12 protein-coding genes are annotated in these 13722 nt (G+C 61.5%); 1 reads left to right on the top strand and 11 read right to left on the bottom strand.

The genetic code is table 11. The features are described from left to right. Positions 1-88: 88 nt before the first annotated feature. The 8 genes from WI754_RS02000 to WI754_RS01965 all read right to left on the bottom strand — a co-directional run bounded on the left by WI754_RS02000 (position 89) and on the right by WI754_RS01965 (position 8916). Positions 89-433 carry a FlxA-like family protein gene (locus WI754_RS02000; protein ID WP_349435976.1) on the bottom strand — a complete coding sequence of 115 codons (345 nt, stop codon included), beginning with the start codon at positions 431-433 and terminating at the stop codon, positions 89-91. Between the two features lie 75 nt (positions 434-508). Beyond that, positions 509-727, bottom strand: a complete 219-nt coding sequence (locus tag WI754_RS01995) for a hypothetical protein (RefSeq protein ID WP_349435975.1) — start codon at positions 725-727, stop codon at positions 509-511. Positions 728-898: 171 nt separating this feature from the next. Beyond that, positions 899-3571 carry an EAL domain-containing protein gene (locus WI754_RS01990; RefSeq protein WP_349435974.1) on the bottom strand — a complete coding sequence of 891 codons (2673 nt, stop codon included), beginning with the start codon at positions 3569-3571 and terminating at the stop codon, positions 899-901. Between the two features lie 96 nt (positions 3572-3667). Further along, on the bottom strand, positions 3668-3856 hold the full coding sequence (locus WI754_RS01985) for a DUF3008 family protein (protein WP_018328029.1): 189 nt from the start codon (positions 3854-3856) through the stop codon (positions 3668-3670). A 45-nt stretch (positions 3857-3901) separates the two neighbouring features. Continuing rightward, complete coding sequence (locus tag WI754_RS01980; protein WP_349435973.1) at positions 3902-5551, bottom strand: cisplatin damage response ATP-dependent DNA ligase; 1650 nt, start codon at positions 5549-5551, stop codon at positions 3902-3904. 3 nt (positions 5552-5554) lie between these two features. Then, positions 5555-6565, bottom strand: a complete 1011-nt coding sequence (locus WI754_RS01975; protein WP_349437693.1) for a ligase-associated DNA damage response exonuclease — start codon at positions 6563-6565, stop codon at positions 5555-5557. 60 nt (positions 6566-6625) lie between these two features. After that, a complete protein-coding gene (locus WI754_RS01970) occupies positions 6626-7585 on the bottom strand; it encodes a nucleoside hydrolase (RefSeq protein ID WP_349435972.1) in 960 nt (319 codons plus the stop codon). Between the two features lie 95 nt (positions 7586-7680). Next, the gene (locus tag WI754_RS01965) at positions 7681-8916 is read right to left on the bottom strand and encodes an FAD-dependent oxidoreductase (protein ID WP_349435971.1); all 1236 of its coding nucleotides are present in this window, start codon (positions 8914-8916) and stop codon (positions 7681-7683) included. Positions 8917-9221: 305 nt separating this feature from the next. Between WI754_RS01965 and WI754_RS01960 the strand changes: the two genes are divergently transcribed. Further along, entirely contained in the window at positions 9222-10040 is an 819-nt protein-coding gene (locus WI754_RS01960; protein WP_349435970.1) for a hypothetical protein, read from the top strand. Between the two features lie 106 nt (positions 10041-10146). Here the strand turns inward: WI754_RS01960 and WI754_RS01955 are convergent, their stop codons facing one another. The 3 genes from WI754_RS01955 to gltX form a co-directional block, all read right to left on the bottom strand. Further along, a complete protein-coding gene (locus WI754_RS01955) occupies positions 10147-10320 on the bottom strand; it encodes a DUF1328 domain-containing protein (RefSeq protein WP_349435969.1) in 174 nt (57 codons plus the stop codon). 122 nt (positions 10321-10442) lie between these two features. Beyond that, positions 10443-11939 (bottom strand): lysine--tRNA ligase, encoded by a 1497-nt coding sequence (gene lysS / locus WI754_RS01950; protein ID WP_349435968.1) that lies wholly within the window; start codon positions 11937-11939, stop codon positions 10443-10445. A gap of 188 nt (positions 11940-12127) precedes the next feature. Beyond that, complete coding sequence (gene gltX, locus WI754_RS01945) at positions 12128-13585, bottom strand: glutamate--tRNA ligase (RefSeq protein WP_349435967.1); 1458 nt, start codon at positions 13583-13585, stop codon at positions 12128-12130. Between the last annotated feature and the right edge of the window lie 137 nt (positions 13586-13722).

Raw genomic sequence — 13722 nt, 5'->3', positions numbered from 1 at the left:
TTGCCGATGACGGTTCAAGCTGCTCATGATGTCGATCGCGGGCCGCGTCATGCCTGCCCGATGTCACGCCTGCCCGATCAGGAGGAGGTCAGACCCAGAGCTCGCGGTTGCCGAACTGCTCGCCGTCCTGGAAATTGCGGGTGCCGATGAGGGTGGCCGGTTCTTCCTGGCCGCTTTGACCATTCGAAGCTGCCGTCTGCTGCGCCTGGGCCTTTCGAGCTTCCGCGGCTTCCAGCGCTTTGAGCTTCGCCTGCAGTTCGGCGATTTCCTCGGTTATTTCCGCCTTGTCGTCCTCGGTCTTGGCTTCTTCAAGTTCGGTTTGTTTGGCTTCGATCTGCGCCTGCAGCGACGCGATCTGGGCACTGCTGCTGCTGCTGCTGCTTGTGCTGCTGGTACTCGATAGGAGTGAGGTGCTTGAAATCGCTCCAACCATTTTGTTTCCTTTGCGTTTTCGTTTCGGACGTACGAGGAAACGCATCGATCCACTAACGAAAGCTGACCGCAATCTTTAGGAAATCACCATTGTTTTCCTGAGAAAATGGGCGCTGGAAACATCCCGGAAACGTGCCTGTTCTGGCACCATCTGCTGAACGAGGACGATTTGACTATCAGCGGTGCCGGTTTGCGAGGTTTCTGGAAAGATTATTTCGCCGCCGGGGCGCGCGGGCGCGGCGACGTTCTCAACGGCGCGTTTATCGGCGGGCTGGAAATTTCGCTCTCCAGACATGTTCCGTGGGGACAAGACACAGAGAGGAAACGTTGCAATACAAAAATGTCGATAGCGGAAACAAATCGATACGGATCCCTGCGTCGGATTTACCCGTGCGCAGCTTGCAGATGCGGCTGATCGCCGTGTCAACGGCCGTGCTGTGCGCGAATCACGAAATGAGCAAGCGAATCAAGCGGCGAGCCACCGCCGCTCACGCGCAAAATTGGCGAGATCGTTGGCGCTCATCGGTCGGGCAAAGGCATAGCCTTGCAGGCCATGACAGCCCAGATCCTTGAGGATGCGGGCATGCTCCATCGTTTCGACGCCTTCGGCGATGACTTCGATGCCCAGCGACGTGCCGATATCGATGATCGAGGCGACAAGCTGGCGCTGTTTCGCGGAGGTGAGGATCGGGATAACCAGCTGCCGGTCGATCTTGAGGCGACGCGGCGTGAGCTTCAAAAGACTGACGATCGAGGCATAGCCGGTGCCGAAGTCGTCGATCTCAATGTCGATGCCGAGGTTCTTGATCTTTTCGACATTGGACAGAACGGTCATGTCGCTCTCGTCGAATGAAATCGATTCCAGCAATTCGAACGAGACTTTACCCTTCGGAATGATCAACTGGCTGAGGCGGTCGATCAGTCTCTCGTCATGCAGCCGGTGATAGGACAGGTTGACCGATAGTTTTGGAATATCGATGCCGCTCGCTTCCCAGCGGCGGGACTGGAACAGGGCCTGTTCGAGAATCCTCTGGTCGATCTCGGAAAGGACGTTGATGTCCTCTGCCGTCTTGAGGAAGGCGTGCGGCGCCAGCAACCCCTTGGTCGGGTGGTCCCACCGCGCCAGCGCCTCGACGCCGGTGATGTCCAGGCTGGCGGGGCAGAATTGGGGTTGGAAATAGGCGATGAATTCGTTTTGCTCGAGCCCCCGCAGGATTTCGTCCGCAGTCTGCTTCGTCTTGAAAACTGCCGTCTTCAGCGAATGGGTGAAAACTTCGTGTCGGTTGCGACCGCGGCGCTTTGCTTCGTAGAGCGCAATGTCGGCGTTTACCAGCACGTGGGTCAACGCCTCTTCCCGTTTCGTCTGGTGTGCGATGCCGATGCTCACACCGATGCGGCAGTCCTGCTCCTTGTATTTGACCGGCACGCTCATGGCATCGATGATGCGCTGCGCGAGAGCGGCGTCATGGCCCTCGACGCCGCCATTGCGGGAGATGATGACGAACTCGTCCCCACCGATGCGGCCGACGAAATCGTCGTCGCCGGTGTTGTCGCGCAGGATCTGGGCGGCATGCCGCAGGATTTCATCGCCGGCCGCGTGGCCGAGGGTGTCGTTGATTTCCTTGAAGCGATCGAGGTCGATGTGGAAAATGCTGGCGAGGTCCTGCGTCGCGGCGCTGGAACGTCTGTCGACGAGAATCTCATCGAGATAGCGCCGGTTCGGCAAGCCCGTCAGCGGATCATGCAGGGCATTGAATTCCATGCGATGCCGGGCAGCTTCCAGTTCGGCGCTGTGCGCCTCGGCCTGTCCTTTGGCCGCTTCGAGCCGCTCGCTGTTCTCGACATCGGCCGTCACGTCCCAGTTGACGCCGACGATTTTTTCTCTGCCTCCGGCACCGGTATAAATCGAGCCGACCGCGCGGATATGCCGGGTCCGGTTGCCGGAAAGACGAATGCGGAACTGCGAGACGTAGTTTTCACCATGGAGAAGGGCGTTGCTGAATTCCTTTTCGGCCCTTTGCAGGTCGTCCGGGTGCAGCGCATCGCGCCAATCCTCATAGATCTCGCGTACGTCGCCGCGCAGCCCGTAGAGTTCCTTCATCCGCTCGTCCCACAGGAGCTTGCCGGAGGAAATGTCGAGTTCCCAAATGCCGATCTGCGATGCCTCGAGCGCGATCTTCAGGCGATGGGACAGTTCCTGCAATTGGTCCTTGTTGTGCTCAAGCACCCGGATGTTGCGTTGCCGCTCCTGCATCAGCCGGCCGGTGATGAACATCGGTACGAGGATGAAGAGGCCACCGAGCAGGACGAGGCTTCGGATCAGCCAGGCGTTCGGCGGCGTGTCGACCCACCCGCCCTTCGGTACGGCGCTGATCACCCAAGAACCGCCTGGCAGAAAGACATTGACTTCGACCGGATTGGCGCTTTTCACGGTGCTGTCGCCGTAAAACAACGCGCCCTCTTCGCCCAGGCCGTCCCGTCCCGAGATTGCGATGTCGAGGTCCAGCGTCTGCGAAAGAAGGCCGCTGTCCCGATAGAGGCGATCGACGTCGATGATCGCGGAGACGATGCCCCAGAAGCGGTTGGTTTCGCCGCCCACGGAAAGAGAGACCGGGAAGCGGCCGATCAGTCCCTTGCCGCCCTGAACCAGATCAAGCGGGCCGGCAAGCACCATTTTCCCGGAGGAGCGAACGCGCATTGCTGCGGCACGCTGGTTCTCGTTCTTGCGGTAGTTGAGCCCTAAGACCTTCTCGTTTCCCTCAATCGGATAGACGAGAGAGACGACGAGATTCGGAGCGGCTGCGATATTGCGCAGCCGCGAGCGCTCGTTGAAAAGGTTGCGCGCCAGATCGGAGAACCGCTTCTGGGTCATGCCGGGCTCTGTCGCAATCGTCGCGATCAGGCCGCGGACGAGTTGGATATCGCCATTGATGTTGGCTTCGAGCCGCGAGCGGATCGGGCCAAGCTGGGCCGCAACGGAAGCGCGAGCCCTGGCGGCATGCACCGCGCGGTTTTGCTGCTCGGCAAACATCCCCGCCGTGGCCACGATCACGAGGGCAACATAGGTCGGCAGATAGTTCGGTTTGAAAAACCGAACTATCTTTGACGTTCTAAACACGGTCGACAGTTTCGAAAACACGCAAGCCCCAAAGCCGTTCTTCCTGCAATCGGGCCGCATTGTCGCAAAGCGGTCTTAACAATATGTGCCGCTATGTCCTGATTTCAGGGCAGGCGCTTACTTGGATTTTTTCTTCTCCGGCAGTTTCTTGCGATCCGTTTCCGCCAGCTCCTTGAGTTCCTTTTCCGACATGGATTTTTCCATGCTCTTGGAAGCCCCCTTGAGCTCGGACTTCTTCATGTCGCCGCGTTTGGCGGCGAGCGCGGCGCCGGCCGCCTTTTGCTGGGCTTGGGATTTGGCAGGCATCGTCTTTCTCCTTTGGTCAGATGCTGCCGACCAACACTCGCCAAGCTAAATTGGTTCCCTCACCTCGTCCAGATCGCCGTCAGGCTGGCCGATCATCGCCAGCAGCGTTTCAAGCCGGTTCGCGTCCCGTGGCAGCTTGTCCGTTCGAAGCCGGGAAATGCGCGGGAAGCGCATGGCGACGCCGGATTTGTGCCGGGTGGAAAAGTTGATGCCCTCGAAGGCAACCTCGACGACGAAACCATGGTCCGGCTCGGCCCGGATCGAGCGGACCGGACCGAACCGTTCGACGGTATTGTTGCGCACATAGCGGTCGAGGACTTCGAGTTCCGCGTCGGTAAAGCCGAAATAGGCCTTGCCGACCGGCACCAGCGCGTCGGCGCCGTCGCTTTGCGTCCAGACGCCGAAGGTGAAGTCTGAGTAGTAGCTCGACCGCTTGCCGTGCCCGCGCTGGGCATACATCAGCACCGCGTCGACATTGTAGGGCTCGCGCTTCCATTTGAACCACGGCCCCTTCGACCGGCCGGCGGTATAGGGCGAGTCCAGCCGTTTCAGCATGATGCCTTCGATGACCGGATCGGGCGGGTCGGCGCGCAGCCGGTCGAGTTCCTCCCAGCTCGAAAAAGGGACGAGCGGCGAAAGATCGAAACGGGACGGCTCTGCTTTTTCGATGAGCGTGGAAAGTTCCGCCCGCCGCGTCAGGAAACTTTCCTGCCGGATATCGTGCCGGCCGGTAAACAGGAGGTCGTAGCCGCGGATGAAGGCCGGATATTCCTCGAGCATCTTGCGGGTCACGGTCTTTCTGTTCAGCCGTTGCTGCAGGTCGGAGAAGGTCCGGGTGGCGCGATTGGTGCGCATCGTGCCGCCGACCAGCAACTCTCCATCGATGATGCCCTCGAAATCCGCCGCCTCCAGGATGTCCGGGAAAGCTCCGGAAATATCGTCGCCGCTGCGCGAATAGAGCCGGCGCATGCCTGCCAGATTGGCAAGCTGCACGCGGATGCCGTCCCATTTCCACTCGGCGGCAAAGTCCTTGGGGTCGAGTGCCGCAAGATCGTTGTCGCCGACGGGGGTTGCCAGCATCACGGCGTGAAAAACGGCCGGCATGTCCAGTTCCGGCTTGTCCGCCTTGCCGTCGAGCCAGCGAAACAGCGCCGTGTACGGCGGCGACAGGCCATGCCACAGCGTCTCGATCTCGGTGATATCGACATTGCCCATGTCGGCAAGCGCCTGCTTGACGAGCCGTGCCGAAACGCCGATGCGCAAGCCACCGGTGATGAGCTTGAGGAAGGCGAAACGGCTTGACCCTTCCAGCTGATCAAGCAGGTTGCGGACGAGGCCATGGACGTTGGCGCGTCCGGCCATTTCCAACTGGTGCATGACGGTGCCGAGCGAAAGGTTCTGCACCGCAATCTCGCTACCGGACGGTCTTACCCAGACCAGCGAGATCGTCTCGGCGAGATCGCCGACATAGTCGTAGGAATACCGGAACAGGACCTCATCCATCCGCTCCAGTACCAGTTGCCTGAGTACGTTCGGCTTGACGGTCTTGAGTGTCAGCGTGCCGGCGATCGCCGCCAGTGCATAGCCGCGGTCTGGGTCCGGGGCGTCAAGAAAATAGTCCGCCATCAGCTTGATCTTGGCGTTGCGCTGCGGGGTAAGGACCAGCCGGTCGAGCAGTTCGGCGAAGGCGCGCATCGGCTATTCCCCCTCGTCGTCATAGCCGACGAGATGCAGCGGCCGGGCGACGATGCCCTGCAATTCGCACCAGCGCACAAGGGCCTCCTCGCGGCCATGCGTCACCCAGACCTGCGCCGGATTGATCGCGCGAATGGTTTCGGTGAGTTCCGGCCAGTCGCAATGATCCGAAATGATCATCGGCAATTCGACACCGCGCTGCTTGGCCCGCTGGCGCACCAGCATCCAGCCGGAAGCGAAGATCGCGACGGGATCGGGGAAGCGTCTGGCCCATTTGTCGGCGAAGGCCGAAGGCGGGCCGATGACCACGGCACCCGCGAAGGATTGTTTGTCCTGCGTGTCAAGCGTCGCCGGGCGGATATCGCCGAGGCTTATGCCTCGGCTCTCGTAGTAATCGCAGAGTTTCGCCAGCGCGCCGTGGATGAAGATCGGCTGGTCGTAGCCCGCTTCGCGCAGGAGCGCGATGATCCTTTGCGCCTTGCCGAGCGCATAGGCACCGACCAGATGGGCGCGCTCCGGAAATTGCCGCAGCGAGTTGAGCAGTTTCGCGACCTCGCCGCGGTCGTCGGGATGGTGGAAGACCGGCAGGCCGAATGTCGCCTCGGTGATGAAGACATCGCACGGCACCAGTTCGAAGGGGTGGCAGGTCGGGTCGCGGCGGCGCTTGTAGTCGCCGGAAACGACGATACGGGTCCCATTGGCCTCCACCGCGATCTGCGCGGAGCCGAGGACATGGCCAGCCGGGTGAAAGCTGGCGGCAACGTCGCCGATGGTGGTTCGGGCGCCGAGCACGGCTTCCTCGGATGTAGTGCAGAAGGCATCGCCATAGCGGATGCGCATGATGTCCAGCGTCTCGCGCGTCGCCAGCACATGGGTATGACCGGCGCGCGCATGATCCGCATGGCCATGGGTGATCAGCGCCTTTTCGACGGGCTGGACTGGATCGATATAAAAGCCGCCCTTCTCGCAATAGAGACCCTTGGGCGTCGGATAGAGCAGCGTTTCCGGTTTCATGGAGACGAAGATAGCTGGCAATCCACCGGCTGCCAGCTATCGCGGTTGAATTTTTATGCGTCAGGCTGCCGGGTTCAGCGAGAGGGTTTCGGAGATCAGGTCGAGCACCGCGTCCGCATCGATCGCCGTGCAGACGTTCTGGCTCGGCAGATTGTCCCAGGCACTTGGGGGGAAGAGATGATCGTCGGCCTTCTGGATGGTCTGGCCATCGGCGATGCCGCCGCAAACGACCCGGATCGCACCGCTGCGCAGCGTGAAGAGATGCGGCGCGACGACGTAGACGCAGGCGCAGCTGTCATGGATCACCATGCCGTCTTCGACGTGCTGTTCGTAGAAATCGATGTAGAATTGCGAGATGTCGGAGAGCAGCTTGGCCCGCGCGCCGCCGGTTGCGACGATCGCCGCCAACCTTGCGCGTGTCATCACCGTTTGTTCGGTGACGTCGAGGCCGACGACAACGACAGGCCAGGGTGCCGTCATCACCGCGTCGGCGGCTTCGGGATCGCCATGGATATTGGCTTCGGCGGCAGGCGTGATGTTGCCGCGCATGTCGAAGGCGCCGCCCATGATAACGACTTCCTTGACGAGAACGGCAATGTCCGGATCGTCGCGGAGCGCCAGCGCCAGATTGGTCATCCGGCCGACGGCAACGAGGGTCACTTCGCCGGGATTGGCGCGCACGGTCTCGATGATGAAGCGATGCGCCGGCCGCGGATCGCAGGCAAGATCGACCGTTTCAGGCGCGCCGATATTGCCGAGACCATCATGGCCATGGATGCCGGTCGGCCAATCGACATGCGGACGCGTCGGATCAAGCGTTTCGCCAAGGCCCCTGGCGACGGGGGCGGGGATACTCCATTGCTGCTTCAGATACAGCGCGTTGCGCGTCGTCGTCTCGATCGAGGCATTGCCGAACACGGACGTGATGCCGATCAGGTCGATCTCGGGGTGATTGTGCAGGAAAAGCAGCGCCATTGCGTCGTCGACGCCGGGGTCAGTATCAAAAATTACCTTGTGCATGATGTCTTCTTTTCTTTGTTTTGAAATGCTGCGGAACTGCCGCGACTGAAATCGGCATGGCCGTCAAAAGTCAACCGCGCAATGGCGCGCCGGCGTCACTGGAAGCGCTGGATGTTGAAGGGGGCGAGATCCGGCTTCTCGCCGGAATTCAGAAGCTCGGCGATCATCCTGCCGGTGATCGCCGAAAGCGTCAGGCCGAGATGGCCGTGGCCGAAGGCGAGCGCGATGCGCGGGTCAGCCGGGCAAAGGCTGATGACGGGTAGCGAGTCCGGCGTCGAGGGCCGGCGGCCCATCCATTCCGTCCCGCCGGTTTCCGGCAGGCTTGGAACGTAGCGCCGCATCTTCTGGCGCATGGCGGCGGCGCGGGCGAAATTGGCCGGCGCGTCCGGCTTTGCTAGTTCCACCGCGCCGCCGACGCGCAAGGCATTCTCGAGCGGCGTGGCGACGAAGCCATGTTCGGCGAAGAATACCGGCAGATCCAGTGTCACCTGCGGATTGGTGAAAGTGGTGTTGTAGCCTCGCTCGGTCTCGAGCAGGACCTTCAGGCCGAGACCGCGCACCAGCGTCCGCGACCAGACACCGGCCGATATTACAACCTTGTCAAAGGTGGCGGGCGTTTCGCCCCTGGTAAGGAAAGTCACACCGTTGGCTTCCTGTCGAACGCTGACCACTTCCGCATCGACAAGCGTCCCGCGCTCGCGGACATAGGCCTGAAGGTGTCTCAGCAGGGCGAGCGGGTCGAGGAAAGTCTGGTAGCCTGCGGAAAAGACGCCGCCGGCGAAGTTGCCTTCCAGCGCCGGCACTCGCGCCCGGGCCCGTTTGGCATCGAGTTTCTCGACCGTATGTCCAAGCAGCGCCGCGTTCTCGCTTGCATGGTGAAAAGCAGCGTCAACGGCCTTTTCGCTGTCGAAGATCGTCAGTGCACCGGTCGGCTTCATGTGCCCGGAAAGGCCGGTCATGCGGGCAACGTCCCCGTGCGCGCCAAGGGCCTCGCGCATCAGTCCCAGCAGTGCCTTGCGCGAGCGCGCTACGTTTGCGGGCGTTGCGGCCATCAGTAGGTTCGCCAGCCAGGGCGTGAGCGCCGGCAGGTCCTGCCAGCGCAGGGTGAGCGGCCCGAGTGGATCGAGCAGCCATTTCGGGGCCGACAGGATCATGTCGGGACGTGCCAGCGGATCGATTTCGGGCACGGCGAGAATCCCTGCATTGCCGACAGAGGCGGGCAGACCGCCGAGGTCCTTTTCGAACACCTTGACGTCGTGACCCTGCTCGATCAGGTGAATGGCGGTGACGCATCCGATGATGCCTGCTCCTGCGATGCCAATGCGCGCCATGTTCTGCCCCGAGCCTACCTTTTGCCTCCGCCTGTCTTCGCCCGCCATAGGGTTTCGATCAAGCCGTCTCTTCCGATTTTCACGGCAATTTCCCTGTCCCAATCGGAACAGCGTGCGGCGGGCCGGCACGATGCCGGCCGTCGCGAAATTATCTTTGTGCGGACATCGTCGCCGGAGGCGTTTAAACTTCCGAAACATCGACCGCGTAGACTGCCGTCTCGTTTCACAATGGTCGGAGTTGAGCGAATGACGGAGCGGCGCGCGTGAAGTCGGTCTTCAAGAAGATACGCCTCCCACGGAAGGTCATGTTCGTCATAGCCGGGGTGCTGGTCCTGTCCGGCGCATCCGGCGCGTTTGCCGTCTATTCCGGCACGGATGCGCTCCTGGGCGTCGGCAGGGAGAAAGCCCCTTCGCTTTCGGGCCGTGCCTGCACCACCGTCGAGACGCTGAAAATGCGGCGCAACGGCCAGCGCTGGGTGCGCAAATTTGTGAGCACGGAGGCTGCCAACGGTGTCGATCGCGTGCGCACGGCATTGCGGATCACCGGCCTGCTTGCCAAGGAAGAAAAGGCCGATCTCTACCAGGTCGTTGTTCTCGACCAGGCCGGACCGCAGGATCGCGCCGCGCGCCGCGGAGCCGCCATCGGTGCGGAAGTGCTGTTCGCGCCCGATCCGACCAGGATGCCGGGCATGAGCACGCCGTTTGTCGCGCGCTACAATGACGGCAAGGCCAACACGGCAGGCCTGTTCCATGGCCGCGACGTCACTCTGTCGACGGACGATATCAAGAGCACAATGATGGCGATGGACGACAAGTCCGATTGTTTCGATCCCATCGCCGCAGCCGCTGCAGCCGCGGCGGGAGCCGCCGGATCGGCGTCGGGCGCGCACGGCGAAGAGGCTGCCGCCGGTCATGGCGAGGCGACCGTGGAGGATGGAGCCGGTGCCACGGCGCCGGAACATGGTGGAGAGCCGATACCGGAGCATGGCGAGATCAAGGCCGAAGAAAAGGGCGTATTCGGCTCGATGATGGCGATGGTCTGGGGCGACAGCGCTGAACCGGCCGCAGAGGTGCCAGCAGATCATTCGGCCGAGAAGCCTGAAAGCGAAGCAGTCGGCCATTAACGGGCCTGCCAGGCGTTAGCAGTGTTATTGAGGCGACCGCGGGCGGCAAACACGCCCGCGGAGTTCTCCATGTACCCGCATACCTGAGATCGGGGCCGCTCCTGCGTCAAACCACTGCGCTACCAGCGATGAAGGCAAGAACCACAAAGATCAGGAAGATGATCAGCGCGATGGCGAACAAAACGCGCGCGATCGTCGCGGTTGCGGCCGAGACGCCGGAAAAACCGAGGAAGCCCGTGATCAGGGAGATGACGAGGAAGATAAGCGCCCATTTCAGCATGGAAGGGTTCCTTTGCCGATTCTGCCGAGGTTGACGCGCAGGATCGGGAAAGGTTCCACGTGCCGAAAGGGAAGCGCCGCCGTGTGCGGGTGGCGGCGCGTTCGTAGCGGAGAATTATTTTCTCAGTCCGCCTTGCTGCGGCGAGCCGGGAACAGGATGATGTCGCGGATCGACGGCGCGTTGGTGAGCAGCATGATCAACCGATCGACGCCGATGCCGAGACCGCCGGCGGGCGGCATGCCCTGGTCGATGGCGTCGAGGAATTCGTCGTCCAGCTGTTTTGCCTTTTCGCCGCGGGCGTGGGCCTGTTCGAGCTGCTCGACCATGCGGGCGCGCTGCTCTTCCGGATCGTTGAGCTCCGAAAACGCGTTGCCGAGTTCCCAGGTGTTGCAATAGGTCTCGAAGCGTTCGACAAGACGCGGCTCGCCCGGCACTTCCTTGGCAAAGGGCGAAATGTCCTTCGGGAAATGTGTGACATGGGCCGGCTGGATCAGCGTAGGTTCGACCTCTTCCTCGAAGATGAAGGCCAGGCATTCGCCCCAGGTCGCGTCCTTCTCGACGGCGAAACCGGCAGCCTTGGCGGCCGCGCGCGCCTCCTCGTCAGATTTAATGGAGAGGAAGTCGATACCCGTCGCTTCCATAACCGCATCCGGCATCGGCACGCGGCGGAACGGACCCTTGAAGGACATTTCCTTGTCGCCGAACAGGAATTCCGTCGAACCGTGGATTTTCATCGCCAGTTCGGAGAAGAGCCGCTCGACGAGGTCCATGATGTCCTCGTAATCGGCATAGGCCCAGTAGCACTCCATCATCGTGAATTCAGGATTGTGCCGGGTGGAGACGCCTTCGTTACGGAAGTTGCGGTTGATCTCGAACACCTTGTCGGTGAGGCCGGAGACCAGCGTCCGCTTCAGGTAAAGCTCCGGCGCGATGCGCAGGTACATGTCGAGCTTCAGCGTGTTGTGGTGCGTCTTGAAGGGCTCGGCCGTCGCACCGCCATAGACCGAGTGCAGCATCGGCGTCTCGACTTCCATGAAGCCGTCATTCTCCATGAAGCGGCGGATGCCGGAGACGATCTTCGAACGCTGCTGGAAGCGCAGCTTCGATTCCTCGTTCGTCATGATGTCGAGATGGCGCTTGCGATAGCGCAGCTCGATGTCGGACAGGCCATGCCACTTTTCCGGCATTGGCAGCAGCGACTTCGTCAGCATGGTGATCTCTTGCGCATTGATCGTCAGTTCGCCGCGCTTGGTGCGGCGGACGACGCCGGTCACGCCGATGATGTCGCCGATGTCGATCATCGGCAGCAGCGCGCGCGCCTCTTCCGGGGTCGTGTCCTTGTGGGAAAAGATCTGGATCTTGCCGGAGGCGTCGCGGATATCCATGAACATGCCGGAATTGCGCGAGGAATAGACGCGGCCGGCAACGGTGACGACATCCTGCGTTTCCGTGTCAGGCTCGAGGTTCTCGTATTTTTCCGCGAGCTCGCCATTGGTGATCGTGCGGTGGAAATGCGCCGGATAGACGTCGCCGATCTGTTCGCGCAGCAGCTTCAGCTTCTGGGCGCGAACTTCCGTGACGTCGGAGGAGAGGGCAGTTTCCTGGGTCTTGTCGTTCATTGTCTTCGCCTCATCGATGCGGCATGAATTTTTGTTCGCGTCTTAATCTAGTCGTCGGACGCAGCGGCTGGCGCGGTCTCAACCCTCCCCCCTGTGGGGAGGGTCGGAGCGAAGCGGAGGGGATGGGTTCTTTCTCGGCAGAAAATCCCCTCCCCAATCCCTCCCCACAAGGGGGAGGGGTTCACCCCTTACTTTCCGCTGCCTGCCATCGAGGCGACCACCTGGCCGGCGACCTTCAGGCGCTGGCGCACAACGGAGCGACCAAGGATCGCCATGGAATCAAACAGCGGCAGCGAGCGCGAAGAGCCGGACACGGCCACGAACAGCGGCGCCACAACGACCTTCAGCTTCTTGCCCATCCGGTCGGCGATCGCGCGCAATTCCGCTTCGATCGTCTCGACGTTCCATTCGAGAATCTTTTCCAGATCCGGCTGGACAGTATTGAAGATCTCGACCAGTTCTTCCGGCGTCGACTTGATCTTGGCAAAGGAGGAGGCGTCAAGCCCGAGATCGGACTTGAACAGGAAGCCTGCGAGATCCGGCAGTTCGCCGAGCTTGGAAATGCGCGACTGGGAGAGCTTGAGGCCCTGCTTGATGCGGTCGTTTTCCATCGCCCAGGACAAAACCCGTGCGGCGAATTCGTCTTCACTCAAGCCTTCGCGCAGCCAGCGGCCGTTCAGCCAGTCGAGCTTCTGGATATCGAAGATCGCGCCGGCCTTCGAGAGGTTGGCCGGGTCGAACTTTTCGGCGAGCTGAGCCATGCTCAGCATCTCCTCGCCTTCGGCGATCTGGATGAAGAACAGGCCGAGGAAGTTCATCAGCGCTTCCGGCAGATAGCCGAGCGCCGTGTAATAGGAGATCGAGGTCGGGTTCTTGCGCTTCGACAGCTTCGACTTGTCGGCATTGCGCATCAGCGACAGGTGCATGAACACCGGCGGCTCAAGACCGAGATACTGGTAGATCAGGATGTGCTTCGGCACCGAAGACAGCCATTCCTCGCCGCGCGCCACATGGGTGATCTTCATCAGGTGGTCGTCGACGACGTTGGCCATGTGATAGGTCGGCATGCCGTCGGCCTTGAGCAGCACCTGCATATCGACCGCATCCCACGGGATATCGACTTCGCCGTAAACGCCGTCGACGAATTTGCAGGAGCCTTCGGTCGGGATTTTCATCCGCACGACATGCGGCTCGCCGGCGGCGACGCGGCTGGTCACTTCTTCTGCAGAGAGATGCAGGCAGAGGCCATCATATTTCGGCGGCTTGCCGGCAGCGCGCTGCGCCTCGCGCATTTCCGCCAGCCGCTCGGGCGTGCAGAAGCAGCGGAAGCCATGGCCGGCCTCGACGATCTTCTCGACATAAGGTTTGTAGAGGTCCTTGCGGTCGCTCTGACGATAGGGGCCATAGGGGCCGCCGATATCCGGGCCTTCCGACCATTTCAGACCACACCATTTCAGCGCATCCAGCACCTTCTGCTCGAACTCCGGCGTCGAACGGGTCGCGTCGGTGTCCTCGATGCGCAGGATGAACTCGCCGCCCTGTTTCTGCGCGAAGAGATAGTTGAACAACGCGATATAGGCGGTGCCGACATGGGGTTCGCCGGTGGGAGAAGGTGCGATGCGCACCCGGACTGGTCTGTCTGTCATGATCCTGGCCCGTGCTTTACGTGCTTTCGGCCCTGCTGCCGGAGAATGCTGTCCGGATGCGAAGGCGCATGCTTTTAAGGGAAGGAAGTGCCCGATTGATGCCTGAAATGGCGGAAAATACCGGAAATTCCATTTGG

Source organism: Pararhizobium sp. A13 (genome assembly GCF_040126305.1).
Lineage (GTDB): Bacteria > Pseudomonadota > Alphaproteobacteria > Rhizobiales > Rhizobiaceae > Pararhizobium.
The sequence above is the reverse complement of the archived record's forward strand: the minus strand, read 5'-3'. Positions and strand labels throughout refer to the sequence as shown.